The sequence below is a fragment of the Micromonospora sp. U21 genome (assembly GCF_018070045.1).
In the GTDB taxonomy this organism is placed as follows: domain Bacteria; phylum Actinomycetota; class Actinomycetes; order Mycobacteriales; family Micromonosporaceae; genus Micromonospora.
Map to the genome: position 1 here is coordinate 133,345 of NZ_JAGPYK010000015.1, position 25,791 is coordinate 159,135.

26 protein-coding genes are annotated in these 25,791 nt (G+C 72.6%); 11 read left to right on the forward strand and 15 right to left on the reverse strand.

What is annotated here, in order from left to right:
* Positions 1-102 precede the first annotated feature (102 nt).
* Positions 103-1,251 carry an acyl-CoA dehydrogenase family protein gene (locus tag KBX63_RS20520; RefSeq protein ID WP_210913033.1) on the reverse strand — a complete coding sequence of 383 codons (1,149 nt, stop codon included), beginning with the start codon at positions 1,249-1,251 and terminating at the stop codon, positions 103-105.
* 77 nt (positions 1,252-1,328) lie between these two features.
* Entirely contained in the window at positions 1,329-2,861 is a 1,533-nt protein-coding gene (locus tag KBX63_RS20525) for an acyl-CoA carboxylase subunit beta (RefSeq protein WP_210913035.1), read from the reverse strand.
* 185 nt (positions 2,862-3,046) lie between these two features.
* Here KBX63_RS20525 and KBX63_RS20530 point away from each other — a divergent pair, with 185 nt between their 5' ends.
* Positions 3,047-3,622, forward strand: coding sequence for a snapalysin family zinc-dependent metalloprotease (locus KBX63_RS20530; RefSeq protein WP_210913037.1), 576 nt, complete (start codon positions 3,047-3,049; stop codon positions 3,620-3,622).
* Between the two features lie 64 nt (positions 3,623-3,686).
* Here KBX63_RS20530 and KBX63_RS20535 read toward each other — a convergent pair whose 3' ends face one another.
* The 5 genes from KBX63_RS20535 to KBX63_RS20555 form a co-directional block, all read right to left on the reverse strand.
* The gene (locus tag KBX63_RS20535) at positions 3,687-4,607 is read right to left on the reverse strand and encodes a hydroxymethylglutaryl-CoA lyase (RefSeq protein WP_210913039.1); all 921 of its coding nucleotides are present in this window, start codon (positions 4,605-4,607) and stop codon (positions 3,687-3,689) included.
* Between the two features lie 173 nt (positions 4,608-4,780).
* Positions 4,781-6,118: an acetyl/propionyl/methylcrotonyl-CoA carboxylase subunit alpha gene (locus tag KBX63_RS20540; protein WP_210913041.1), complete on the reverse strand. Its 1,338-nt coding sequence runs from the start codon at positions 6,116-6,118 to the stop codon at positions 4,781-4,783.
* A gap of 73 nt (positions 6,119-6,191) precedes the next feature.
* A complete protein-coding gene (locus tag KBX63_RS20545; protein WP_210913042.1) occupies positions 6,192-6,791 on the reverse strand; it encodes a TetR/AcrR family transcriptional regulator in 600 nt (199 codons plus the stop codon).
* 79 nt (positions 6,792-6,870) lie between these two features.
* Positions 6,871-9,762 carry a hypothetical protein gene (locus KBX63_RS20550; protein WP_210913043.1) on the reverse strand — a complete coding sequence of 964 codons (2,892 nt, stop codon included), beginning with the start codon at positions 9,760-9,762 and terminating at the stop codon, positions 6,871-6,873.
* 2 nt (positions 9,763-9,764) lie between these two features.
* On the reverse strand, positions 9,765-11,552 hold the full coding sequence (locus KBX63_RS20555; protein ID WP_210913044.1) for an HSP90 family protein: 1,788 nt from the start codon (positions 11,550-11,552) through the stop codon (positions 9,765-9,767).
* Between the two features lie 119 nt (positions 11,553-11,671).
* On the opposite strand from KBX63_RS20555, the gene KBX63_RS20560 reads away from it, so the two are divergent.
* The gene (locus KBX63_RS20560) at positions 11,672-12,865 is read left to right on the forward strand and encodes an MFS transporter (RefSeq protein WP_210913045.1); all 1,194 of its coding nucleotides are present in this window, start codon (positions 11,672-11,674) and stop codon (positions 12,863-12,865) included.
* On the opposite strand, the gene KBX63_RS20565 is transcribed toward KBX63_RS20560, so the two are convergent.
* On the reverse strand, positions 12,862-14,019 hold the full coding sequence (locus KBX63_RS20565) for an FAD-dependent oxidoreductase (RefSeq protein WP_210913046.1): 1,158 nt from the start codon (positions 14,017-14,019) through the stop codon (positions 12,862-12,864). The genes KBX63_RS20560 and KBX63_RS20565 overlap by 4 nt on opposite strands.
* A 106-nt stretch (positions 14,020-14,125) precedes the next feature.
* Between KBX63_RS20565 and KBX63_RS20570 the strand changes: the two genes are divergently transcribed.
* The 3 genes from KBX63_RS20570 (at position 14,126) to KBX63_RS20580 (ending at position 16,544) form a co-directional block, all read left to right on the forward strand.
* Positions 14,126-14,707: a TetR family transcriptional regulator gene (locus KBX63_RS20570; protein ID WP_210913047.1), complete on the forward strand. Its 582-nt coding sequence runs from the start codon at positions 14,126-14,128 to the stop codon at positions 14,705-14,707.
* 68 nt (positions 14,708-14,775) lie between these two features.
* The gene (locus KBX63_RS20575; protein ID WP_247662740.1) at positions 14,776-15,333 is read left to right on the forward strand and encodes a SigE family RNA polymerase sigma factor; all 558 of its coding nucleotides are present in this window, start codon (positions 14,776-14,778) and stop codon (positions 15,331-15,333) included.
* Positions 15,330-16,544, forward strand: a complete 1,215-nt coding sequence (locus KBX63_RS20580) for a hypothetical protein (protein WP_210913054.1) — start codon at positions 15,330-15,332, stop codon at positions 16,542-16,544. Before KBX63_RS20575 ends, KBX63_RS20580 begins: the two co-directional genes overlap by 4 nt.
* A gap of 49 nt (positions 16,545-16,593) precedes the next feature.
* Here KBX63_RS20580 and KBX63_RS20585 read toward each other — a convergent pair whose 3' ends face one another.
* The 4 genes from KBX63_RS20585 to KBX63_RS20600 form a co-directional block, all read right to left on the reverse strand.
* Positions 16,594-17,496, reverse strand: coding sequence for a sulfurtransferase (locus tag KBX63_RS20585; protein WP_210913056.1), 903 nt, complete (start codon positions 17,494-17,496; stop codon positions 16,594-16,596).
* Between the two features lie 64 nt (positions 17,497-17,560).
* Positions 17,561-18,007, reverse strand: coding sequence for a hypothetical protein (locus KBX63_RS20590; protein WP_210913061.1), 447 nt, complete (start codon positions 18,005-18,007; stop codon positions 17,561-17,563).
* A gap of 2 nt (positions 18,008-18,009) precedes the next feature.
* Positions 18,010-18,777 carry an SGNH/GDSL hydrolase family protein gene (locus KBX63_RS20595; protein WP_210913062.1) on the reverse strand — a complete coding sequence of 256 codons (768 nt, stop codon included), beginning with the start codon at positions 18,775-18,777 and terminating at the stop codon, positions 18,010-18,012.
* Between the two features lie 186 nt (positions 18,778-18,963).
* The gene (locus KBX63_RS20600; RefSeq protein WP_210913063.1) at positions 18,964-19,311 is read right to left on the reverse strand and encodes a hypothetical protein; all 348 of its coding nucleotides are present in this window, start codon (positions 19,309-19,311) and stop codon (positions 18,964-18,966) included.
* Positions 19,312-19,458: 147 nt separating this feature from the next.
* Between KBX63_RS20600 and KBX63_RS20605 the strand changes: the two genes are divergently transcribed.
* From KBX63_RS20605 to KBX63_RS20630, 6 genes are all read left to right on the forward strand, one after another.
* On the forward strand, positions 19,459-20,262 hold the full coding sequence (locus KBX63_RS20605; protein WP_210913098.1) for a helix-turn-helix transcriptional regulator: 804 nt from the start codon (positions 19,459-19,461) through the stop codon (positions 20,260-20,262).
* On the forward strand, positions 20,253-20,438 hold the full coding sequence (locus KBX63_RS20610; protein WP_121654199.1) for a DUF397 domain-containing protein: 186 nt from the start codon (positions 20,253-20,255) through the stop codon (positions 20,436-20,438). Before KBX63_RS20605 ends, KBX63_RS20610 begins: the two co-directional genes overlap by 10 nt.
* 167 nt (positions 20,439-20,605) lie before the next feature.
* Entirely contained in the window at positions 20,606-22,375 is a 1,770-nt protein-coding gene (locus KBX63_RS20615; protein ID WP_210913064.1) for a proline--tRNA ligase, read from the forward strand.
* 57 nt (positions 22,376-22,432) lie between these two features.
* Positions 22,433-22,858, forward strand: coding sequence for a CBS domain-containing protein (locus tag KBX63_RS20620; protein WP_210913065.1), 426 nt, complete (start codon positions 22,433-22,435; stop codon positions 22,856-22,858).
* A gap of 67 nt (positions 22,859-22,925) precedes the next feature.
* Positions 22,926-23,354 (forward strand): SufE family protein, encoded by a 429-nt coding sequence (locus KBX63_RS20625; RefSeq protein ID WP_210913066.1) that lies wholly within the window; start codon positions 22,926-22,928, stop codon positions 23,352-23,354.
* A 20-nt stretch (positions 23,355-23,374) separates the two neighbouring features.
* Complete coding sequence (locus KBX63_RS20630) at positions 23,375-24,016, forward strand: DsbA family protein (RefSeq protein ID WP_247662741.1); 642 nt, start codon at positions 23,375-23,377, stop codon at positions 24,014-24,016.
* A gap of 79 nt (positions 24,017-24,095) precedes the next feature.
* On the opposite strand, the gene KBX63_RS20635 is transcribed toward KBX63_RS20630, so the two are convergent.
* The 3 genes from KBX63_RS20635 to KBX63_RS20645 form a co-directional block, all read right to left on the reverse strand.
* Complete coding sequence (locus KBX63_RS20635) at positions 24,096-24,644, reverse strand: YbaK/EbsC family protein (protein ID WP_210913069.1); 549 nt, start codon at positions 24,642-24,644, stop codon at positions 24,096-24,098.
* A gap of 113 nt (positions 24,645-24,757) precedes the next feature.
* The gene (locus KBX63_RS20640; protein ID WP_074315607.1) at positions 24,758-24,952 is read right to left on the reverse strand and encodes a hypothetical protein; all 195 of its coding nucleotides are present in this window, start codon (positions 24,950-24,952) and stop codon (positions 24,758-24,760) included.
* A gap of 37 nt (positions 24,953-24,989) precedes the next feature.
* Entirely contained in the window at positions 24,990-25,772 is a 783-nt protein-coding gene (locus KBX63_RS20645) for an SDR family oxidoreductase (RefSeq protein ID WP_210913071.1), read from the reverse strand.
* Between the last annotated feature and the right edge of the window lie 19 nt (positions 25,773-25,791).

Sequence of the window (25,791 nt, forward strand, 5' to 3'; positions counted from 1 at the left end):
GAACGTCGGGCTGCCGACGCCCACCCGCCGATATCCGACAACCGGGCCGGACAGCCCTGCCGGAGGGCGGGTCGACCGGCCGCCGGCCGTCTCCAGCTCCGGTCAGATGCCGAGGTCGCGCGCGATGATCATCCGCTGCACCTCGCTGGTGCCCTCGCCGATCTCCAGGATCTTGGAGTCCCGCCAGAACCGGGCCACCGGGGACTCGTTCATGAAGCCGTAGCCTCCGTGGATCTGGGTCGCCTCCCGGGCGTTGTCCACCGCGATGGTGCTGGCGTGCAGCTTGGCGATGGCGGCCTGCCGCTTGAACGGCTCGCCGGCCAGCATCCGCGCGGCGGCGTCGTAGTAGGCCAGCCGGGCGGTGTGCGCCTTCAGCTCCATGTCGGCGATCTTGAACTGGATGGCCTGGTTGGCACCGATCGGCCGGCCGAAGGCGTGCCGCTCCTTCGCATATTTGATCGACTCGTCGACGCAGCCCTGGGCAAGACCGACGGCCAGCGCGGCGATGGCGATCCGGCCCTCATCGAGAATCTGGAGGAACTGGGCGAAGCCGCGCCCCCGCCCGCCGAGCAGGTTCGCCGCCGGCACCCGGCAGTCGTCGAAGGTCAGCTCGTGGGTGTCCGAGGCGGTCCAGCCGACCTTGGAGTAACCCGGCGCCACGGTGAACCCCGGCGTGCCGTTGGGCACGATGATGGTCGACAACTCCTTCGAGCCGTCCGGGTTCGTGCCGGTCACCGCGGTGACGGTGACCAGGGTCGTGATGTCGGTGCCCGAGTTGGTGATGAACGCCTTCGAGCCGTTGATCACCCACTCGTCGCCGTCCAGCACCGCCCGCGTCTGGGTGCCGGCGGCGTCCGAGCCGGTGCCCGGCTCGGTGAGCCCGAAACCGGCCAGCGCCTCGCCGCTGAGCAGCTTCGGCAGCCAGGTGGCGCGCTGCTCATCGGTGCCGAACCGGTAGATCGGCATCGCGCCGAGCGAGACCGCCGCCTCGAGCGTGATCGCCACGCTGGAGTCGACCCGGGCCAGCTCCTCCAGGGCCAGGCAGAGCGCGAAGTAGTCGCCACCCATGCCGCCGTGCTCCTCGCCGAAGGGCAGGCCGAACAGGCCCATCTTGCCCATCTGCCGGATCACCTCGTACGGGAAGGTGTGCTGCTCGTAGTGCTCGGCGATGACCGGGGCGACCACCTCGCGCGCGAAGTCCCGCACGCTCTCCCGCAGCGCCGCTTGTTCGTCGGTGAGCCGGAAGTCCATCTCATCCTCCTGTGTGGACGGGGCCGCCGGGCGCTCGTGACGCCGGGACGGTTCGCTGTGCTGGCCCGGTCGAGGGGTCAGACCGGGGTGACGCCGTGCCGGCGTCGGGAGAAGTGCCGATCCTTGGTACGGGCCGCGGCGAACCGGCGGACCAGCTCGGTACGCAGGTCGTGCGGCTCGACGATGGCGTCCACCACCAGCTCGCTGGCGAGCCGGACGACGTCGATGTCCTGCTCGTACTCGGCCCGCTTGGCAGCGACGAAGGCGGCCCGCTCGTCCGCGTCCGGGATGGCAGCGATCTTGTTGGCGTAGACCGCGTTCACCGCGGCCTCGGCCCCCATCACCGCGATCTTCGCGGTGGGCAGCGCGATGGTGGCGTCCGGCTCGAAGCCGGGGCCGGCCATCGCGTAGAGGCCGGCGCCGTACGCCTTCCGGACCACCACGCAGATCTTCGGCACCGTCGCCTCGGAGATGGCGGTGATCATCTTCGCGCCGTGCCGGATGATGCCCTGCTTCTCCACCACGCTGCCGACCATGAAGCCGGGCACGTCGCTGAGGAAGAGCAGCGGCACGTTGAACGCGTCGCAGAGCTGCACGAACCGGGTCGCCTTGTCGGCCGAGTCGACGAAGAGCACGCCGCCCTTGAACATCGAGTTGTTGCCGACCACGCCGACGACCTCGCCGTTGAGGCGACCGAAGCCGATGGTCAGCTCCTTGGCCCAGAGCGCCTGGATCTCGAAGAAGGAACCCTCGTCGAGCAGGCCCTTGACGTACCGCCGCATGTCGAACGCCTGCCGCTCGCTGGCCGGCACCAGCGCGACCAGGTCGGCTTTCGCCGGCGCGGCGACGGCCTCGGCGGCCGGCGGCGCCTGGGTCCAGTTCGCCGGCAGGTACGACAGGTAGCGACGCACCACGTCCAGCGCGTCGGCCTCGGTCTGGCAGAGGAAGTGCCCGACGCCGGATTCGGCGGTGTGCACCTTGGCCCCGCCCATCGCCTCCAGGGTGGTCTTCTCGCCGGTGACCATCTCGACCATCCGGTCGGAGCCGAGGTACATGCTGGCGTTGCCGTCGACCATGGCGACCACGTCGCAGAACGCCGGGATGTACGCCCCACCGGCGGCACTCGGGCCGAACAGCGCGCACACCTGCGGGATCGAGCCCGAGGCGCGAACCTGGTTCCAGAAGATCTTGCCGGCGCCGCGCCGGCCGGGGAAGAGGTCGACCTGGTCGGTGATCCGGGCGCCGGCCGAGTCGACCAGGTAGACCATCGGCACGCCGGCGCCGTACGCCCGCTCGATGATCCGGATGATCTTTTCGACGGTGCGGGCGCCCCAGCTGCCGGCCTTGACGGTGGAGTCGTTGGCCATCAGGCAGACCTGCCGGCCGTCGATGGTGGCGGTGCCGGTGACCACGCCGTCGGCGGGCAGCCCCTCGGCCAGCGCGTTGGCGTAGAGGCCGTCCTCGACGAACGAGCCCTCGTCGACCAGGAGCGCGACCCGCTCCCGGGCGAAGAGCTTGCCCTTGGCCGCGTTCGCCGCGTGGTACTTGTCCGCGCCGCCGGACCGGGCCCGCTTGCGCAGCTGCTCCAGCGCCTCACCGTCGAGCGTCACGCTGACTCCTCACCCGTACTGACCTGAACGATCGTTAGGCTATCGCATTCGCGCGACACGCGGCGACCCCTGGGCGGGCCGGGCGTCGGGTGGCATCGGGAGACTGTGAATTCGAACCAAACATTGAAATCTATTAATCTCTGCGATTAGGCTCCTGGCACCCCCCTCCGAGATTGGAGTCAGCGATGACCTCACGACTCAATCGGCTCGCGGTCGCGTTCGTCGCGACGGCGCTCGCCACCCTCGGCGTCACGGTCGCCAACCCGGCGCCCGCGTCCGCCGCCATGACCATCTGCTACAACACCAGCCAGGCGGGAAGCTACGCCAGCGTCGCCAACCAGGCCGCATCGATCTGGAACAACGCCACCGTCAACCTGACGCTCTCGGCGAACTGCGGCTCCAACCTGCGGATCTACCGGATCACCGGCGGCGGCTCGTACGCGGTGCGGACCAGCCTCGGCAACGGCCGGGTCTACATCGACACCCAGCAGGCTGCCCAGTACAGCGTGCTGCGGATCATGACCCACGAGATCGGGCACATCCTCGGCCTCCCGGACAACTACAACGGGAACTGCGCGCTCCTTATGTCCGGCGGCAGCGCCGGCACCAGCTGCACCAACCCGTACCCGAGCACCGCCGAGGCGAACCGGGTGAGCAACCTCTTCGCCGGCACCCGGATCGCCACCGAGCGCAGCACGGACCGCACCGGAGCGGACATCTTCCGCGACAGCTGGCCGGCCGCGCTCACCACGGTGGGCTGACCGAGCGAGCAGACACGACGGAGGGGCCGGCACGTTGCCGGCCCCTCCCCGCGTTCCCGATCGCTCAGCTCGGCATCGGGGTCAGACGGGTACGGGGGCCGGCGCGCAGCACGCCGGACGGGAGCTTCTTGCCGAGCAGATGCTCGGCCAGCTCGGCCGCCTCGATCAGGGCGGCCAGGTCGATGCCGGTGTCGATGCCCATGTCGTGCAGCATGTGCACGGCCTCCTCGGTGGCCAGGTTGCCGCTGGCTCCCGGGGCGTACGGGCAGCCACCCAGGCCGCCCACGCTGGCGTCGAACTCGGTCACCCCCAGCTCCAGCGCGGTCAGCAGGTTGGCCAGCGCGGTGCCCCGGGTGTTGTGGAAGTGCAGCAGCACCGGCACGTGCGCGTTGCGGTCGCGTACCGCGGTCAGCAGCTCACGGACCCGGCGCGGAGTGCCCATGCCGGTCGTGTCGCCGAACGCGACCCGGTCCGCGCCGTCGCGGACCACCCGGTCGACGATGCCGGCCACCCGCTCCGGGTCGACGTCCCCCTCGTACGGGCAGCCGAAGCTGGTCGCCACGATCACCTCGACCCGTGCGGAGGCGCCGTGCAGCAGGTCGATCAGCTCGGCGATGTCGTCCAGCGACTCGTCGGTGGAGCGGTTGACGTTGCGCCGGTTGTGCGTGTCGCTGGCCGAGACCACCACCTCGATCTCGGTGAACCCGGCGGCCAGGGCCCGCTGGGCGCCGCGAGTGTTCGGCACCAGGGCCGAGTAGCGCACCCCTTCGACCCGCGCCGCCCGCCGCCACACCTCGTCGGCGTCGGCCATCTGCGGGATCGCCTTCGGGTGCACGAACGACACCGCCTCGATCCGGCGTACCCCGGTGCCGGAGAGCGCGTCGAGCAGCCGCACCTTGGCGTCGGTCGGGATCGGGTCCTCGTTCTGCAGCCCGTCCCGCGGCCCAACCTCGCGGATCGACACGGAATTTGGCAGCTGGCTCATTGGTCACCTCGCTGTGACGTCGGATCGGGGCGGGATGTCGGCCTCTTTGCTCTGCTTCAACCGACGCAACGGCGACCGTCCGGTATCCGGACAACCGCTGTTGCGTCCAGGTAAGCAGAGCAAAGGGCGCAGGTACCAGTCTCGTGAGGCCGTTGGGACGACGACCTGGCCGGTCAGCGCATGCGGGAGACGATGGCCGTGTCGTACGCGCCGGAGAGGAACTCCTCGTTCTCCAACAGCTCGGCGAAGAACGGCAGATTGTTCTTCGGGCCCTCGATCTGGAAGGCGGCGACCGCCGTCCGGGCCCGCTCGATCACCTGCTCCCGCGTGTCACCGCTGATGATCAGCTTGGCCATCAGGCTGTCGTAGAACGGGGTGACCGTGTTGCCCTCGGTGTAGCCGGAGTCCACCCGGACACCCTCACCCGCCGGCTCCACCCAGGTCCTGATCACGCCGGGGCCGGGCAGGAAGCGCTTCGGGTCCTCGGCGTTGATCCGCATCTCGATGGCGTGCCCACTCGGCGCCAGCGCGTCCGGATCGAAGGTCGGCGCCAGCCCCGACGCCACCCGCAACTGCTCCTCGACCAGGTCGACGCCGTAGACGTACTCGGTCACCGGGTGCTCCACCTGGAGCCGCGTGTTCATCTCCAGGAAGAAGAACTCGTTGGAAGCGGGATCGAGCAGGCACTCCACCGTGCCCGCGTTGCGGTAGCCGACCGCTTCACCGGCGCGCACCGCAGCCGCCAGGAAACGCTCGCGCAGCTCCGGCGACACGGCCGGGGACGGGGACTCCTCGACCAGCTTCTGGTTGCGGCGCTGCACCGAGCACTCCCGCTCGCCGAGCGCCACCACCCGGCCGTCGGCCAGCCCGAGAATCTGCACCTCGACGTGGCGTACCCGGGGGAAGTACCGCTCGATCAGCACCGAGCCGTCACCGAACATCCGCTCGGCGAACGCGCGCACCTTGTCGTACTCGGTGCGCAGCGCGGCCTCGTCCACGGCCACGCCCATGCCCATGCCACCGCCACCGGCGGCGGCCTTGACCATCACCGGGTAACCGATCTCGGAGGCGGCGGCCACCGCCGTGTCCAGGTCGACGGCCGGGTCGGTGGTGCCGGGCGCGACCGGAACGCCGGCCGCCGCCATCAGGTTCCGAGCGTTGATCTTGTCGCCCATCGCGGTGATCGCGTCCGCGCCGGGGCCGACCCAGATCAGGCCGCTCGACTCGACGGTACGGGCGAACTCGGCGTTCTCCGACAGGAAGCCGTACCCGGGGTGGATGGCCTGCGCGCCGGTCGACTTCGCGGCGGCGAGGATCGCCCCGGTGTCGCGGTAGCTCTGCGCCGGGTTCGGCGGGCCGATGAGGACGGCCTCGTCCGCCTCGGCGACGAACGGCAGGTGGGCGTCGGCCTCCGAGTACACCGCGATCGCGCGGATGCCGAGCCGCCTGGCGGTCCGGACGATCCGGCGGGCGATCTCGCCCCGATTGGCGACCAGCAGTGACTCGATCATGTTTCCTCCCGGCGTCCGGATGTTGGGACGGATGTCAGGGAACCATGACCGGCACGCTTCTGACGAGTCGGGTTCAGGCGAGCAGCGCGGCCAGCGCGGCGTCGCGCAGCAGCTCGGCACGGCGTCGCCGGTCCACCTCGCCACCGAGGAAGGGGGTCGAGTTCATCAGGCCGAACGCGGCGTGCGCCAGCACCCGCGCCTCACCGTCGGGCATGCCCGGGTGCAGCGCGGTGAGCACGGTCACCCACTCCTCGACGTAAAGTCGCTGAAGGCGGCGGATCCGCCGTCGCGGCTCGTCCGGCAGGCGGTCCAGCTCGTGCAGGTGCAGCGCGATCACCGCCGGGTTGGCCAGCGCGAACTCGACGTGGAAGTCGATCAACGACTCCAGTACGCCGCGCGGGTCGTCCGGGCGCCCGGTGGACCGCTCCCGCCCACCGGCGAGCAGCCCTTCGCTGACCGGGATCAGCGCGGCGGCCAGCATCGCCTCCTTGCCGGCGAAGTGGTGGTAGAGCGCCGGACCGGTCACCCCGGCGGCCGCGCCGATGTCGTCCATCGACACCCCGTGGTAGCCCCGGGCGGCGAACAGGCCGACCGCGATCTCCAGGATCTCGTCCTTGCGGGACCGGCGCCGGCCCGCACCCGCCGCGCCCCGTGCCTGCTGCTCCACCGTCACGGGGCAAGCGTAGACCGCGAGCTGCGTGCGGTGGAGCGGTGGTTACCGGTCGGTTGCGCATGCCGCACCGCCGGTCGGGTCAGTCGTCCGGGTCGAGGTCGTGCTCCGCCCGCAGCGCCGCGGCCTCCTCCGGCCGGTCCAAGAGGTCCAGCGCACGGGCCAGCAGCCAGGCGGTCTGGCGCACCGGTCGCGAGTCCGCCGGAAGTCCACCGAGCACCCGGCGCAGCAGCGGCTCCGCCTCGGCCGGCCGGTCCAGGCGCAGCAGCAGCTCACCGGTGAGGATCTCGACCTGCGCGGCCTCGCCGAACGCCTCGATCGACCGCAACCGGTCGGGCACCCCGGCGAGCCGGCCCAGCGCCTCGTCCGGCCGGTCCTCCCCAGTCAGCACCCGCGCCCCGGCCTCGGCCGCCATCGCCAGCTCATACGTCACCGGCGGCGACTGATCCGGCTGCCCGGTCAGCGTCGCCGCCAACCCGTCCACCAGCTCGATGGCGCGTACCGCTGCCGGCCGGTCATCGGACCAGAACCAGGCGTACGCCTCCCGCCGGCGGGCCCGCAGCTCGTCGAGCGGCAGGTCGGCGAGCCGGTACGCCGTGGCGGCAGCCGCGAACCGCTCGGCGGCCACCGCGTCCCGGTCGGCGTCGTAGAGGATCCCGCCGGCCTCCTCCAGCACCTGCGCGCGGTGCGGGAGGTTGTCCGGGCCGTCCAGATTGTCGGCCAGCCGCTCCAGCAGCGCCAGCGCCGGGTCGATCTCGCCGAGCCCGGCGTAGACGCCGGCCAGGAGGTGCCGGCAGCGGTCCGCCTCCGCCTGGGCGCCGAGCCGGTCCAGACCGAGGACGGCCTCCTCGGCGACCTCGGCCGCCTCACCGAGCCGACCCACCACCCGGTACGCGTTCGCCAACTCCCAGCGCAGGAAGGCGTCCCCCTCCGCGCCCCGCTCCACGCAGAGCGTCACCGCCTCGACGAAGTCGTCCACCGCGTCGGCGGCCCGCCCGGCGGAGAGCAGGGCCCGGGCCCGGGCGACCCGGACCGGCAGCTCCGCATTCGCCGGTGCCACCCTCAACGCCTCGTCGCAGGCGGCCACCGCGTCGGCCGGATCGTCCACCGTCCTGACGTACGTCAGGCAGGCCGCCGTGGTCAGCTCGCCGACGCCCAGCTCACGGCCGATCCGGCGGGCCTCGTCGGCGGCCGCGCGAGCCTCGTCGACGCGGTCCGACTGCTCCAGCAGATGCGCCCGGTGCAGCGCGATCCGGGCCGCCAGGTGCCGGTCGCCGCCCGCCTCGGCCGGCACGCGGTCGAGCGCGGCGAGCGCCTCCGCCCAGCGTTCCCGGTGCAGCAGCGCCAGGGCCACCCGGTCGTACCCCGCGGCCCGCTGTCGGGCGTCGCCGAGCCGCTCCAACGCCTCGGCAGCGGCCCGGACCAGCGCCAGCCCCTCCTCGGCGTCGTCGTCGGAGCGGGTCAGCAGCACGCCGAGCCGCCCGGCGACCACCTGGGCGGGCACCTCCTCGGCCGCCTCCCGGTACCGGCTCAACGCCGCCCGGTTCATCTCGATCGCGCCCGCGATGTCGTCCTCGTCACCACGCTCGGCCGCCCGCAGCGCCAGCCGGTGCGCGACCGTGCGCGGTGGCAGGTCGTCGGTGCCGAACCGTTCGTCGCAGGCGGCCAGCGCCGCCCGGAAGGTGGCCCGGTCGTGCCGGCCCCAGCTCTCCTCGGCGAGGGCCAGCAGCTCGTCCGGGCCGGCGTCGGCGGGCAGGGTCACGGTGGCCTCGTCGCCGGCGCGCGTCCGGTCTGCGACGGCCGGTGACGCACCCCGGTCGCGGCGGACGCTCGGCTCGTCCCCGGCCGGGCGGGCCGGACGGCGGCGGACGCTGGCGGAGAGCGGCAGGTGCTCACCGCTGGCCCGCACGGCGAGCCGTTGGGCGATCCACTCCGACTGGTGCACGGTGCCGTTACGGGCGTCGAAGCGCGCGGCCAGGGTGGTCGCGGTCTCCGCCAGTTCGTCGGCGAGCGCCAGCGCGGGCACCTCGCCGGCCGGCCGACCCTCGGCGGCACGGCGGTACACGGTCGGCGCGCCTGCCTGGCCGGCCTGGCGCAGCGCGGCGGCGGCGGTCGCCGCGAAGTGCATCGCGGCGGCCGGCGACGGCGGCCGGTCCAGCCAGTCCAGGTGCCGTTCGACCAGCTCGACCGCACGCGCCTCGTTGCCGGTCAACGTGCAGAACTCGATGTGGTCGCCGATGTCCCACAGGTCGGCGAGGTTGCCGCGCAGCCGGCGGTACGCCTCCCGGTGCGCGTCCCGCGCCGACTCACCCCGCCCGGTGCGCAGGTACGGCAGGAGCAGCGCGGTGAGGATCGCCTGCGGCTGCTCGGTGCAGGTGAGTCGACCGGCGAGCACCGGCTCGGCCAGCGTCACCGCCTCGGCGTCCCGCCCCGTGTCGGCGAGGTAGCCCACCTGGCTCGTCGGGTCACAGCCGGCGCAGTCGGACAGCTCGTCGCGCGGGGTGGTCTGCCAGAGCCGGTACCAGTGCGCGGCCGCATCGGCGTCGCCCACGTGGTCGGCGACCCGGAACCGGTGCTTGTGGACGGTCTGCAGGCTGTGCCCGCCGGCCTTGTAGCGCCGCTCCATGTCGTCCAGCACCGCGTACGTGCGGTCCAGCGGCACCTCGGGGAACTTCAGCAGGCCGGACACCATGTACTTGAAGTGCCACAGCAGCTGGTGCAGGTGGCGCTGGTGGTAGGGCTGCGGATCGCGGTCGAACTCGGACAGGCACCAGGAGAAGGTCACGAAGGACTTCGCCGGCTCACCGCCGTAGACGTACCCGGTGGTGGCCTGCATCCGGGTGACGAAGGCGAGGTGCCGGTCGTCCGCGGCGTCCACCCGACGCAGCAACTGTTCCAGCGCGGCGATCTGCCCCGCCCCGTACGGCATGTCGGCGATGCCGCGCAGCACACGCCAGAGATCCTCGTCGCTCATGCTCACTCCCGTCCCGGAACGGCCCGGCCGAGCAGGCCGAGGAACGAATCGTTCAGCAGCGCGGCGTCGGCCGCGCGGATCGGATGGTGACCGAGCAGCAGCGCCTGCCCGTACAGCGCCTCGACGGCGAGCCCGACCAGTTCCGGGTCGGCCAGCATGGTGACCCGGCGGACCAGCGGGTTGCGGTGGTTGAGCACCAGCTGTGGGCGGTCCGGCGGGGCGGTGGCGGCGAGCGCGTCGAGCACGCCGCCCCACAGCTCGTCGGCCCGGTCCCGGCTGGCCGCGAGCTGGTCGTTGAACGCCGCCGACCGGCTGACCAGGTAGAGCGCGGGCAGCGAGACGGGGTCGTACGCCCGGATGACCACCTCGCAGCCGGAGCGCTCGACGGCCCGCTGCGCCGCCGTGAGGAACGGTCGCAGCGCCAACTCCACCTGCGGGTCGAGCGCGTCGAACCGGGTGGTGAGGTCGCTCGGCTCCAGCCGCTCGATCAGCACCGAGCGGTCCACCACCGGCAGCCGCTCGATCAGCTCGGTGTCGTACGTGTAGCCGGCGTTGACCACCGCCAGGTCCTGCGCGGCGGCCACCGCGGCGAGCTGACGGAACTCGTCGAGGCTCGCCGCGTAACGGACCACGCCGTAGCGCTCCCGGAACTCGGCGAGGGTGAGCGTGCCGACGTTGGTGTCCATCGGCCACCACCGGTCGACCAGCCGGAGCATCTCGTCGTCGTGCAGCGCCAACGCCTTCACGCCGAGGTGGTGCACCTGGAGGAACTCGGCCAGCCGGTGCGGGTCGTGCCGGGCCAGCCGGACCAGCCAGCCGCGTACCTGGTCGCCGAGCGCCTCCCGGGTCGCGGTCAGCAGGGTGTCCTCGTAGAGGGCCTCCCGGCTGGCGGTCGGGCGCAGCTCGGTCGCGTCCACCACGCAGTGCGCGAAGAACGCCCAGTCCGGCAGCAGCCCGTCGGCGTGCTCGGTGAGCAGCATCCGCTTGAGGTAGACCCGGTGCCCGGCCCGGGCCGCCGGGTTCACCGGGGTGGGCAGGATGAAGGCGACACCGGTCACCCCGGCCTCCGGCACGGTCAGTGGCACCACGTCGAACGGGTCGACGCCGAGCATCTCCCGGGCGTACCGGATCAGCGCCGCCCGGTCGACCGGCGCTCCCGCCGTCGTCGGCCAGGGTGGTTCGCCGGTGGTGGTGACCACGTCGCCGACCCGGACGGTGACCGGCAGCAGGGAACCGAACAGCCGGGCCAGGTCGGTGACGGTCGGGGTGCTGAACCACTGGTCGGCGTCGCGGCGGGGCACCAGCGTGACCGTGGTGCCCGGCTCGGAGCGGGCGGCCTCCGGCGGCGCCACCGTCACCGCGTAGCGGCCGTCGGCGTACCCGGTCCAGCGGACCGTGGGGTGGTCCCCGTGTCGGGTGAGCACCTGGATCTCGTCGGCCACCAGGAAGCAGGAGAGCAGGCCGATGCCGAACTGGCCGAGGAACTCGTGCCGGGAGAAACCCAGCTCGTCGCGCTTGGAGCTGCGGCCGATGGTGGCCAGCAGCTCGTGCACCTGCGCCTCGGTGAGGCCGATGCCGGTGTCGTGCACCCGCAGCGTGCCGTCGCCGGTGCTGTCCGGCGGCTCGATGCGGACCAGCGCGGGAGCGTCCGGCTCACTCGCACGCCGCGCGGTGATCGCGTCCACCGAGTTCTGGAGCAACTCGCGGACGTAGACCCGCGGGCTGCCGTAGAGGTGATGACTGAGCAGGTCGACCACGCCACGGAGGTCAACCTGGAAGGTGTGGTCCACGCCTGAGTTCTCCCCGGTCCGATGCCGGCGCCCACCGTACCGATGATCACCGACGCGTGCGTCCCCCTTTCGCCCGGTGGCTTGACCCTCGACCCGGTCGAACCCGCACGGTCACCGCCATGACCTCCTCCGCTCTCGGCCGGGACTTCCGGCTGCTCTGGTCCGCCGCCGTCTCCTCCCGGCTGGGGGACGCGCTGCGTACCCCGGCCCTGGCGCTGCTGGCCGCGACGCTGACCCACGACCCCCGGGTCATCGCGGCGGTCACCGTGGTCGCTCAGCTGCCGCCGCTGCTCCTCGGCCTGCTCGGCGGCGTGTACGCGGACCGCTGGGACCGCCGGCGGACGATGGCCCTGGTGGACGGGGTACGCGCCGTCGTGGTGGCGGCGCTGGCCGTGGCGGTCGCCTTCGACCGGGCCGGCGTCCCGGCGCTGCTGGTGGCCGCGTTCCTCCTCGCCGCGCTGGGCACCCTCTTCGACGCGGCCTCGTTCGCGCTGCTGCCCGCGCTGGTGCCGCCGGCCGCGCTAACCCGGGCGAACGGCCGGCTCCAGGCCGGTACGGCGGTGGCCGGCGGCTTCCTCGGCGCGCCCGCCGCCGGCATTCTCTTCGCCGCCGCTCCCGCCCTTCCGTTCACCGTCGACGCCGTCACCTTCGCCGTGGCCGCCCTGCTCGTCCTGGCCCTCACTCCGACACCCGCTCCGCACGCGGTGACCGGAGCTCGGCGGGGGTCGGTGTGGGGCGAGATCGTCGAGGGGGTGCGGTGGCTGCGCGGGCACCGGACACTGTGGCGGGTCACTCTGCTCACCGCCGCGAGCAACCTGGCGATCAGCGGCGTGCTGGCGGTGCTGGTGCTCTACGCCCTGGACGTGTTGCGGGTGCCACCGGCCGGGTACGGGCTGTTCGCCGCGGGTGCGATCCTCGGCGGCGTGGCCGGGGCGCTCGGGGCGGGTCGGCTCGCCGCCCGACTCGGCACGGTGCCCGCGCTCGGCGCGGTTCTCGCCGTGCAGACCGTCGCGCTGACCGGGTTCGCGCTGGCCCGGCATCCGGTGCCCGGCGGGATCGCGCTGGCCGTCTTCGCCGCCGGCACCGTGGTGTGGAACAGCCTGTGGGCGTCGTACGGGCAGCGGCACGTGCCGAGCGGACTGCTCGGTCGGGTGGGTGCCGCCCAGCGGATGGTCGGGCTGCTCACCGCACCGGTGGGCGCGGCGCTCGCCGGGCTGGTCGCCTCGGCGTACGGAACCGTGCCGGTGGCGGGTGCGGCGGCCGGGACGTTCGCACTGGTCACCCTGGCGGCGTGGCGGACACTGCGGGCCTAGCCCGGCGTTCGTTCCCGGTGGGACAGCCCGGACAGGCGCAGCGCGATCTGGCGCCGGGCCGGCGGTAGGGCACCGAGCAGCCGGAGCAGCACGTCCCGGACCGGCCGGCGGGCCGGGGAGAGGGTGGCCAGCCGGGTCAGCCCGGCGGCGAACCTCAGCACGTCCTCGGCCATCGGGCGCTGCCGGGCGGTGTACTCGTCGAGCAGCGTCTCCGGGCCGCCGCCGAGCACATCGGCCAGTGCGGTGCCGAGCGCCACCGCGTCGCAGATGCCGAGGTTCATGCCCTGCCCGCCGGCGGGGCTGTGCACGTGCCCGGCGTCGCCGGCCAGCAGCACCGGGCCGGCCCGGAAGGTGTCGGCGATCCGGTGGTGCACCCGGAACCGGGATCCCCAGAGCACCTCCGTCACCCGGTCGGGTCGCCGGGCCGGGCCGCGCTCGTCGAGCAGCGCCTGGAGGTACGCCGCGTCCGGCTCGGCCGGTGCCGCCGGCACGGCGGCGACCAGCCGGACCACCCCGTCCGGGAGCGGCGCCCAGATCAGCGGCCCGGAGCGGGCGAGGAAGAGCGCCGCCTCGTCGCGGGGCAGGGTGCTGCGCACCCGGGCGTCGGCCAGCACGAACGACTCCTCGTCGCTGGGGCCGGTGAAGCCGATGCCGGCCAACTGCCGGACCGTGCTGTGCAGACCGTCCGCGCCGACCACGAACCGGGCACGCACCCCGGCGCCGTCGACCTGCGCGACCACCCCGTCCGCGGTCCGGCTCAGACCGGTCAGCCGGCACGGCCGCCGCACCTGGACGCCGACGTCGGCCAGGCGTTCGGTGAGCACGGCCTCGGTGACCGACTGGGAGACCATCAGCGCGTAGGGAAAGCGGGACGGCAACTGGTGGAACGGGACCGACAGCAGCACCCGGTCCCGATCCCGGACGGTGAAGCGCGGCGCCCGCACCCCTTGGGCGACCAGCGGCGCCGCGGCGCCGATCCGGTCCAGCACCTCCAGGGTGTACGCGTGCACGACGGCCGCGCGGGAGGTCACCGGCGGGCTGCCGAGCTGGTCCACCACGGCCACCTCGACTCCTCGGCGAGCCAGTGTCAGCGCGGTGGCGAGGCCGGTTGGGCCGGCGCCCACCACCAGGACGTCGGTATGTGTGGGCAGCATGGCCACCTCCCGAACGACGTTGCCAACACTTGTTGGCAAACACTTGTTGGCAACGCTAGGTCGCCGCTCATTGTGTGTCAACAGGTGTTGGCATACGGTCGTTGACATGACAGCGCCCGCCCACCCGACCCGACCCCGCCGCTCGGACGTCACCCGGGCCGCGATCCTGCGAGCCGCTCGCGAACGGTTCGCGGCGGACGGGTACGAGCGCGCCACGATCCGGGCCATCGCCGCCGACGCCCGGATCGACCCGTCGATGGTGATGCGCTACTACGGCAGCAAGGAGGGGCTCTTCGCAGCTGCGGCCGAGTTCGACCTCCGGCTCCCCGACCTGACCGACGTGCCACCCGGGCGGTTCGGTGCGGTGCTGGTACGGCACTTCCTCGCCCGGTGGGACGGCGACGAGACGCTCGTGGCACTGCTCCGGGCCGCCAGCACCAATCCGGGCGCGGCGGAGCGAATGCGCGGCATCTTCGCCGACCAGCTCACCGCGGCCGTGGCGACGTTCGGGACCGACCCGGCCACCACCGCTCGGCGTGCCGGCCTCGTGGCCAGTCAGATCCTCGGCCTCGCCTTCACCCGCTACATCGTCCGCCTGCCGCCGATGGTGGAGCTGGATCCGGAAGAAATGGTTTCCTGGGTCGCACCAACCCTTCAGCGCTACCTGACCGGGCAGCCGGACAGCTGACCCAACCTTTTCCCCCTCCCCGTGCGTCTGCCAGGTGAGGCCGAACGCGACGGCCGGGAGGTGGGCGGATGGGACCGGCGGCAAGCGACGGACGCGACGGCTACCTCGCCTTCGTGGAGAGCCACCAGCACCGCCTGCTGCGCGCGGCCTACCTGATCTGTGGCAACCGGCACCAGGCCGAGGACCTGCTCCAGGACGCGCTGCTCAAACTGGCGCTGCGCTGGACAACGGTCCGCGACGGCGATCCCGCGGCGTACGTGCGGGCCATCCTCTACCGGGACACGGTGTCGTGGTGGCGCCGCCGGCGGCGGGAACGGCTCAGCGCCGAGCCGCCGGAGCAGGTGGCCCCGGACCGTGACGGCACGCTCCGGCTCACGCTGCACGACGCGCTCGGCCTGCTCCCGCCCCGGCAGCGGGCCGTGCTGGTGCTGCGCTACTACGAGGACCTGACCGAGGTGGCCACCGCCGAGGCGCTCGGGGTGACCGTCGGCACCGTGAAGAGCCAGTGCCACGCGGGGCTGCGCCGCCTTCGCGAGGTGGCCCCGGACCTCGCCCGGGACTCCCGGCCGACCCAGGACCCGGCGGCGCGCGGCGACCTGGCCACCGGCCTGGAGGTGAACCCGTGAACGAGCAGGAGCTGCGCCGGCTGCTGACGGTCAGCGTCGAGGACGTCCGCCCCAGCCACCCGGCGGTGGCCGGCTGGGAGCGGGCACGGCGTACCCGGCGTACCCGACGGGCGGTCGGCGCGGTCGCCCTGGCCGTGGCACTGATCGGCGGCGGCACGGTGGCCGCCCTGCGACCACCCGCCGAGCGGCCGCCGGACCTTTCGGTGGCACCGGACCTTCCGGTGGCGCCGGAGCGTTCGGTGGCACCGACCGTCGAGCCCAGCCATGCCCCGCCGGTGGTGCGGGCGCCCGCCGAGCTGACCTTTCCGCCCGACCCGCTGGCCCGGCTCGTTGACCCGGCGACCGTGCCACTCTCCGCGCGACCAGTCCAGCGGGCGTTGGCCCTGTTCCAGCCAGTGGATCAGGAGCACCGCGCGAACGGCCCGATCCGGGTCCTCGGCGACGACGGCGTGGTGCGCAGCCTCGACGTCGTGACCCCGGCGCCCACCCGGGACGAGGGCGGCAACGAAGCGCTCCCCGTGAAGCCGGGAGTGCTGTCACCCGACGGTCGATCGGCCGCGTTCGCCCAGACCGACGAACTGATCATGGTCGACCTCACCAGGGCGACCGTGCGCCGGATCCCCCTTCAGGGCTACCTGGAGCTGGTGGTCTGGGCGAGCGACCGGGTGCTGGTCGGCGGCGACGACCGGACGTACGCGGTGGACCGGGTGACCGGCGCGGCGAGTGAGGTCGACGTTTCGGCCTGGGACCTGGTCGCACCCGATCCGGCGGCCGGCCGCGAGGCGGCGCTCGTCGAGGTGGGCGGCGAGCGGGGCGGCCTGATGCTGCGCAGCCGCACCCGCGAGGGCACGATTCGCTCCGAACAGCGGATCACCGGCTCGGCGCTGCCCTCGCCCTACCAGGTCAACGAGTTCTACGGCCGGGGTTGGTTGCACGGCGAGCGGCTGGCCCGGGCGGCGTGGATCACCAGCGGCGAGATCGACGGGGCCGAGGGGGTGGCCGTGCTGGACGCCCGCACCGGCGCCGTGGCCCACGTGCTCGACCTGGGTCGGGACCGGTGGAAGGGCTGCTGCGAGGTGCTGGGCTGGGACAACGAGGGCGCCGTGCTGCTCCGCCTGCAACCGGCCGGCGTGGCGCGCTGGCACCCGGAGACCGGCGAGATCACCGGCGTGGTCCGCGAACTGCCCGGCGTGGTGGCGCTGGCCGGTTGAGCACCGTCCCCGCGAGACCACAACGGCCGCGCGGGGACGGTTGGGCTGCTCAGGCGGCGAGGCCGCCCGGCTGGTCGCCCTTCACGACAGGGGCCCGGACCAGGTTGCCCCACTCGGTCCAGGAGCCGTCGTAGTTGCGCACCTGCGGGTAGCCCAACAGGTGCCGCAGCACGAACCAGGTGTGACTGGACCGCTCACCGATCCGGCAGTACGCGATCACGTCGTCGTCCGGGCTGAGCCCGAGCTGGTCGGCGTAGATCGCGCGAAGCTCGTCGGAAGACTTGAACGTGCCGTCCTCGTTGGCCGCGGACTTCCACGGCTTGTTCACCGCACCCGGGATGTGCCCGCCACGCAGCGCACCCTCCTGCGGGTAGTCCGGCATGTGCAGCATCTCGCCGGTGTACTCGCCCGGGGACCGGACGTCGACCAGCGGCCGACCCGAGGCGATGTGCGCCATCACCTGCTCGCGGAACGCCCGGAGCGGCGTGTCGTCACGCAGCGGCACCGGGTAGTCGGCGCGCGGACGGGACGGCTTGTCCCGGGTCACCTCACGCCCCTCGGCGATCCACTTCTGCCGGCCACCGTCGAGCAGCCGCACGTCGGCGTGCCCGAAGAGCGAGAAGACCCAGAGGGCGTACGCGGCCCACCAGTTGAAGTTGTCGCCGTAGAAGACCACCGTGTCGCCTCGGCCGATGCCCTTGGCGGCGCACATCTCAGCGAAGCTCTTCGCGTCGAGGTAGTCCCGGGTCACCTGGTCGTTCAGCTCCAGGTGCCAGTCGATCTTGATGGCGCCGGGGATGTGACCGGACTCGTAGAGCAGTACGTCCTCGTCGGACTCGACCACGACGAGGCCCTCGTCGCCCAGGTGCTCGGCCAGCCAGTCGGTGGTGACGAGCCGCTGCGGGTCCGCGTACGACTGGAGGCGGGGATCAGGATCGTTCGGCACAGACATGATCCCCAAGGTACGCCGCAACCCTGCCTGGCGACCGGCCATCGGGTGCGACGCCGCGCACTGGTCAGGCGCGGCGGTGGGCGATCCGACCGGCGACCACGGTCACCAGGCAGGCACCGTCGGCGTCGAGGACCGCCAGATCGGCGCGCCCGCCCCGAAGCAGGGTCGGCGGTACGGCGGCCGGCAGCACCAGCAGGTCACTCCTGTCGACGGCGGCCCGCAGCGCCGGGTCGGCGAGATTCTCCGCCAGCACCGCCGTCACCCCGCGCCGCAGCAGCGCGTACACCCGCTCGCGCGGGGTCGGCGCGGCCGGCAGCGGCTCGTCGCTCAGCAGCCCCGGCCCCAGCGTGCCGGGCCAGCGGCGGACCCGGACCCCGGCATACGTCCCGCTCAGCTCGGCCCGTGGGCCGACGGCCTCGATCCGGTCGCCGCTCACCACCACGGCGTGCTCCGGCACCGGCTCGCCCTCGGGGGTGAGCCGCAGCAGCGGTGCGGTGTGCAGGGTCAGCATGGTCAGTCGGTGACCGGGCTCAGTGAGGGGCGCTTCGCGGTGACCGTGTCGCCGGACGAGCGGCCGGTGAGCCGGCGCTTGATCCATGGGGCGAGGTGCCGGCCGGCCCAGCGCAGATCGTCTCCCCGGGAGGCCAGCCACGGCTTCGGCAGCGGTCGCTCCGGAACGAGCAGCCACTCCTCGTCGCAGCCGACGCCGAGCGCGTTGAGCACCTGCCCGGCCACCCGCCGGTGCCCGGCCGGGTTCAGGTGCAGCCGGTCGGTGCTCCAGAGCATCGGGTTGAGGAAGGTGTCGTCGGCGTAGAGGTCGACCAGGATGGTGCCGTGCCGCTCCGCGGTCTCGCCGACCGCCTGGTTGAGCAGCTCCACCCGGGGGGCGACGAGACGCTGGCCGGGCAGCCGGGCCATCACGTCGGCGAACCGGAAGAGCAGCACGTCCGCGCCGCCCGAGCGCAACTGCCGCACCACGTTGTCGAAGCGGGCGACCATCGTGTCCGGATCGAAGGTGCGGCGCAGCACGTCGTTGCCGCCGGCCGCGAAGCTGATCAGGTCGGGCTTCATCGCCACCGCCGCGGGCACCTGCTCGGCGACCACACTGGGAAAGAGCCGGCCCCGGATGGCCAGGTTGGCATAGCGGAAGTCGGGGCCCACGTCGGCGGCGAGCCGGGTCGCCACCAGATCCGCCCAACCGCGGTAGGTGCCGTCCGGGTAGGCGTCGTCCATACCCTCGGTGAAGCTGTCCCCGACCGCGACAAAACTGCGCCAGCGCACCCGCGCCTCCCTCACGCCACTCGTTGCCTGCGGCGACCAGTCTGTCACCGGAGACGCGGCCTTCGGTGTCCCCGGAGGGACGACGTGGCGGAGGTCATCAGTCGCGCCCGGAGTGGCGATGTGCTGCCATCCCAGACGCGAGCTGGGGCGGCCATGGTTGCCACACCCGCGACGCCCGGGTCGCAATCATCGGTCCGGCTCGACGATCGGTCGGCGGTACGGCCCCCAGGCGACGAACCGCTCGAACAGTTCGCGCGGCGTCGGGCCGTCGTGCGGGTTCAACCGGAACAGGTCGTGGGTCGCCTCGTGGTAGAGCCCGGAGAGGTAGATGGCCAGGTCGACGTGGTGATCGTCGTACTCGACCTTGAGCAGCAGCCGCGCTTCCGCGCAGGGCCAGGGCAGCCCGCAGCTCCGGCACAACCACAGCGGGCGGATCGGTAGGTGCGGCCGGTGGCCCGGCGGGTACGGCCGAGGCCGATCGGCGTGCGGACCGAGCCGGGGTACGGGCAGCTCACCGGAAAGGCGCTTGCGCATCTCGACCTCCTTCAGGCGCTACGTGACACTCTGCTGAGTACGGCACTACTGTCGGAAGGCATCGACGGTGGTCGGGGCAAGGTCGGGTCGGTCCCCGGCGATCGTCCGGACCGGCCGGGGCAACGCCGGAAAGAGCGTGGAGGAAGTGTGGAAGGTGAACCGACCGCCGAGCTGATCCGGGCACAACTCCGGCGGCTGCGGCTGCGCGCCGAGCTGAGTCAGGAGGAGTTCGGGAAGCTCGTCCACTTCTCGGGCTCACAGGTGTCCGCCGTCGAGCTGGGTCAGCGCCCCCTCGACCGGTTCTTCCTCAAGCGGGCGGACGAGGTGTTGGGCACGGGTGGGCTGCTGACGTCGCTGCTCAAGCTGGCCGAGCGGGACGGTCAGCCGAGCTGGCTGCGACCGTGGCTGGAAGCCGAACGCCAGGCCCAGCAGATGCGGTGTTACCAGCCGACTCTCGTTCCAGGGTTGCTACAGACGGAAAATTACGCCCGGGCAGTGATCCGGAGCGACAACACGATCAGCGACGACGAGGTCGAGAAGCGTCTCGCGGTCCGGATGGATCGGCAGACCATCCTTTGCCAAGCCGACCCGCCCGTGTACGTCGCCGTCGTCGAGGAAACCGTTCTGCGCCGTTCAGACGAGAGCTTCCAAGCGCTCATGGCGGAGCAGGTGACACGCCTTGTCGAGTGTGCGGACCGCCCGCACATCAGCATCCACATCATCCCGGGCGACATCCCCATGCACGTCGGACTGGTGGGCCCGTTCGCTCTGGCGCGAGGTGGCGACGGTGGCTGGGTAGGCCATCTGGAGACTCAGCTCGGCGGCGTGGTGGTCGACCGGGACGAGGATGTGGCTATCCTGCTCGCCAGGTGGGAGAGCGTCCGCAGTCAAGCGCTGCCTCACCGGCAGTCGGTCGAGCTGATGAAGGAAGTGATGACGTCATGGAGCTGATCGGCGCTACCTGGCGCAAGTCCACCCGCAGCGGCACGCAGGGCGACTGCGTCGAGGTGGCCGACAACCTCGTCGGCGTCGTCGGTGTGCGGGACAGCAAGGACCCGGCCGGCCCGGTGCTCACCTTCGACCCACAGTCCTGGCGAGCCTTCGTCACCGCGGCCAAACGACGCTGACTTCGCCGCACGGGCGCTGACCCACTCGGGATCCCGGAAACCGGGGCATCCCCACGACCTGGACACCCCGACATCATGAAAGCCGAGTCGATCAGGCGGAACATCAGCCGGTCGCTACTGGCCGAAATACATCGCTCATCCCACCGCACCGGTCGTAGGCTGCGCTGATGCTGCTACGCATGTCGACCCTGTTGCTGCGGACCCTGCGCGAGGACCCGGCCGACGCGGAGGTGCCGAGCCACCGGCTCCTGCTGCGCGCCGGCTACATCCGCCGCGCCGCGCCGGGCGGCTACACCTGGCTGCCGCTGGGAAAGCTGGTGCTGGACCGGATCACCGAGGTGGTACGCGGCGAGCTCATCGCGATCGGCGACCAGGAGGTGCACTTCCCGGCGCTGCTGCCGGCGGAGCCGTACCGGACCAGCGGCCGGTGGACGGAGTACGGCGACGACATCTTCACCCTCGCCGACCGGCGCGGCGCCGAGCACCTGTTGGCACCCACCCATGAGGAGCTGGCGGCGCTGCTGGTCAAGGACCTCTTCACCTCGTACCGGGATTTTCCGGTGACCCTGTTCCAGGTGCAGACCAAGTTCCGTGACGAGGCGCGCCCGCGGGCGGGTCTGCTGCGCGGCCGGGAGTTCCTGATGAAGGACGCGTACTCCTTCGACCTGGACGAGGAGGGGCTGCGGGACGCGTACGGACGGCACCGGGCGGCGTACCGGCGGATCTTCGACCGGCTGGGCCTGGACTACACGGTGGTGCACGCGATGTCCGGGGCGATGGGCGGCTCGGCGTCGGAGGAGTTCCTGGCCGTGACGCCGGTAGGCGAGGACACGTTCGTCGGCTGCACCGCCTGCGACTTCGCGGCGAACACCGAGGCGGTCACCACCCGGGCGCCCGCTGCCGGCGACCCGACCGCGCAGCCGGCCGTCGAGGTGCACGACACTCCCGAGACCCCGACGATCGCCAGCCTGGTGGCACTGGCCAACGCCCGCCGCCTGGGTGGTCGGGACGGCTGGACCGCCGCCGACACCTTGAAGAACGTCGTGCTGGCCGTGCGCCAGCCCGGCGCGGACCGCGCCGAGCCGCTGGTGGTCGGCGTTCCTGGTGACCGGGAGGTCGACCTGAAGCGGGTGGGCGCCGCGCTGCACCCGGCCCAGGTGGCCATCTTCGAGGGGTGGGCCGACCACCCCGAGCTGGTTCGCGGGTACATCGGGCCGCAACTGCTCGACAAGCTGGGCATCCGCTACCTCGTCGACCCGCGGGTGGTGCCCGGCTCAGCCTGGTTGACCGGGGCGAACGAGCCGGGCCGGCACGCGACGGACGTGGTCTGCGGGCGGGACTTCACGCCCGACGGCACGATCGAGGCGGCCGAGGTGCGTGCCGGCGACCCCTGCCCCGGCTGCGACAGCGGCGAGCTGACCATCCGGCGGGGCATCGAGATCGGGCACATCTTCCAACTCGGCCGCCGGTTCACCGACGCGTTCGCGGTCGACGTGCTCGGCCCGGCCGGCAAGCCGGTCCGGCCGACCATGGGCTGCTACGGCATCGGGGTGTCGCGGGCGGTGGCGGCGATCGCCGAGCAGCACCACGACGACCGGGGGCTGGTCTGGCCGGCGGCGGTCGCGCCGTGCGACGTACACCTGGTCGTGGCGGGCAAGGGGCCGCAGCTCGACGCGGCGCTGGAGCTCGGCGGGCAGCTCGCGACCGCCGGCCTGCGGGTGCTGCTCGACGACCGGACGCACGTCTCGGCCGGGGTGAAGTTCACGGACGCCGAGCTGATCGGCGTTCCGCGCGCCGTCGTGGTCGGCCGCCGGCTGGCCGACGGGTACGTCGAGTTGCGCGAGCGGGCCGGCGACGGCCGCACCGAGTTGCCGCTGGACGGTCTGGTGGAACGGTTGGTCGACGAGGTGCGCCGGGAACGTGGGAACGTGGTGTAGCCACCGCGTCACGGGGTACCGCAGTTCGATCGGGTGGAAACGTCTTCGGAGGCTCTCATGACCGGTTACCGGGTCAGCGACGTGATGACCAAGCAGGTGGTGTACCTGCCGGCGGAGACCACCCTGGACGAGGCGGCCAGGGTGATGAAGGAGGCGGACATCGGCGACGTGGTGGTCACCGACGGCGCCAGCCTCGCCGGCATGCTCACCGACCGGGACATCGTGATCCGGGCGGTGGCCGAGAACAGCTCGCCGGCCGCCACGACCATCGGCTCGATCGTCACCCGCGAGGTGGTCATGATCGAGCAGCACTGCACGGCGGGCGAGGCGGCTGCGTTGATGCGGGACCGGGGCATCCGGCGCGTGCTGGTCTGCGACACCGACCGCAAGCTGGTCGGCATCGTCTCGCTCGGCGACCTGGCCATGCAGCTCGACCCGACGAGCGCCCTCAGCGAGATCAGCGAACAGTCCCCCACGGTGTAAGGAAGGGCCCCTTCTTATCGCCTGAGGTAGAGGAAGGGCCCCCTGTTGACAGCGGTAGCCTCGACGCATGGCTGACATGCCGGCCCGACTGGCCGAGATCGTCGACGAGTTCGCCTCCGCACCGCGCGACCTGGTGCTGGAGATGCTGCTCGAGTACGCCGACGTCATCCCGCCGCTTCAACTGGAGGCCGCCGAGCGCGAGGGCATGGAGCAGGTGCCGGAGTGCCAGACGGCGTTCTTCCTGCGCGCCCGGGTGACGCCGGACGGGGTCGTCGAGACGCTCTTCGACTGCCCGCCGGAGGCGCCGACCACCCGGGCGTTCGCCGGAATCCTCGCCGAGGGGCTGGCCGGCGCGAGCGCCGAGGAGGTGTTGGCCGTGCCGGACGACCTCTACCAGCGGATGGGCCTGGCGCAGGCGATCAGCCCGCTGCGGGTACGCGGCGGCACCGCGATCCTGGGCCGGCTCAAGCGCCAGGTCCGGGAACAGATCGGCTGACCGGCGAGTTGGCACCGATCATGGAGATCGAGATCTACGCGGACGTCGTGTGCCCGTGGTGCTACATCGGCAAGCGCCGGCTGGAGGAAGCGCTCGCCAGCTACGGCGGCGAGGTGACCGTCCGCTACCGGCCGTTCCAGCTCGATCCGTCGCCGGTGGCCGAGCCCCGGCCACTGGTGGAGGCGATGGCCGCCAAGTTCGGCGGCCCGGAGCGGGCCCGGCAGATGTTCGCCCACGTGACCGAGGTCGCGGCGGGTGACGGGCTCCGGCTGGACTTCGACCGGGCGGTGATCGCGAACACCTTCGACGCGCACCGGCTGGTCTCGTACGCCACCGACCACGGCCGGGCGGCCGACATGGTGGAGGCGCTCTACCAGGCGCACTTCACCCAGGGCGTCGACGTCGGCTCCCGAGAGGCCCTGGCCACGCTGGCCGGCGGGATCGGTCTGGAGGCCGCCGATGTGCGCAGGTTCCTCGACTCCGACGAGCGGACCGCCGACATCACCGCCGAGTTGGCCGCCGCCCGTGAGCTGGGTGTCACCAGCGTGCCGACCTTCGTGCTGGCCGGAAAGTACGCGGTCACCGGCGCCCAGGAGACCCGGACGCTGCTCGCCGCGCTGGCCGAGGTCGAGCAGCGCGAGTCCGGAGCGCACTCGCACTGAGTCAGGCCGCAGCCAGCCACGGCACCGGCATCGACCGGCGTGATGTTTCACGTGCAACGGTATCGATGCCGATGCCTGGTCAGGCCGGTCGGGCCAGGCCCTCCACCACCTGCGCGCCGGGCAGTACGCCCAGCGCCGGCCCGGGCAGCGCGATCTTGCTGTGCCGTACGCCCGACCCGATGATCACGTGCGGCGTGGCGATCACCCGCGCGTCCACCAGAATCGGCCACTGGGCCGGCAGCCCGATCGGGGTGATGCCGCCGTACTCCATGCCGGTCAGCTCGACCGCGTCGTCCATCGGAGCGAAGCTCGCCTTACGCACGTCCAGTGCCCGGCGAGCCACTCCGTTCACGTCGGCACGGGTGGTGGCCAGGATGATGCAGGCCGCGTAGCGGACCACACCCTCGCGCTTGCCGGCCACCACCACGCAGTTGGCCGAGACGTCCAGCCCCACCTCGTACGCCGCGCAGAACGCGGCCGTGTCGGCGAGGTCGGCGTCGATCGGCGCGACCAGCACCTCATCGACATCCACGGGCGCGTTGGCGGGCCACTGCGCGATCGCCTCCGCCACCGGCGGGGCGAGCAGGTCCAGGCGGGCACGGGCCGGTTCGGTCTTCAGCGTTCCCATCACGGGTGCGATCCTCGCACCCGCCACGCCGAACCGCCCGGCGACTCCCGAACCGCCGGCGACTCCCGAGCCGCCACGCGGCACCGCCCGTCCGGGCCGAGCGGACCGGCGGCTCAACTGCCGGCGAGGAAGGCGTTCTCGCGCAGGAAGGTGCGGTCGCGGGAGGCGGCCAACTCCTCGGCGCGCTGGGCCTTGGCGCGGTACAGCTCCACGTCCTCCAGCGCGTGCCGGACACCCAGCCGGATCACGCCGTAGAGGAAGACGAAGCCGAAGACGTAAAGGATCACGGTGGTGACGACAGCGAACATGGCGTCACCGTAAGACGAACGTGAACCGGTGTACGTCTCATCTCCGCCCGGTTCCCCCGTACGTGTCAGCGAGATGGTCGGCCCAGGTGCGAACGCCCCGGGGCAGCGCCTCGGTGACCAGGCCGCCGGCGCGCAGTTCACGACCGAGCCGGCCGGGGATCCGAACCGGCAGCAGGGGTCGACGCGATCCCCGGGCCTCTCGCCAGGCGCGTACCGCCTCGTCGAAGCGGAGCACCTGCGGCCCGCCGTACTCCTCGATGCCACCCAGCGGGCCGGCGACCAGGCGAGCCGCCAGCCGCGCGGCCACCTCGCCCGGGTCGACCGGCTGGGCGAGCACCGCCCGGTCCCCGATCACCACCCCCAGCCGCGCGCTGGCGGTCAGCAGGTCGTCCAGGAGCTGCGGAAACTGGGTCGCCCGCAGCACCGACCACGGCACCGGGCCGGCCGCGATCACCTTCTCGGCGGCAAGCTTGTGCCGGTAGTACGGGATCGGCACCCGGTCCACGCCGACGATCGAGACGTACACCAGGTGCTGGACACCCGCGGCGCCAGCGGCGGCCACCAGCCGGCGCGTGCCGAGCACGTCCACCTGGTAGGCCTGCCGGCCCTGGGGCGCGGACGCCAGGTGCAGCACCGCGTCCATCCCGGCCACCGCCTCGGTCAGCCCTTCCCCGGTGGCCAGGTCGATCACCACCCACTCGACCTCACCGCCGGTACGCGGCCGTCGGCTGGTGGCCCGGACGCTGACCCCGTCGTCGCGCAGCCGGGCCAGCACCTCGTGGCCGAGGCGACCGCTCGCCCCGGTGACCAGAACCCTCATCCCGTCCTCCCGTCCCGCC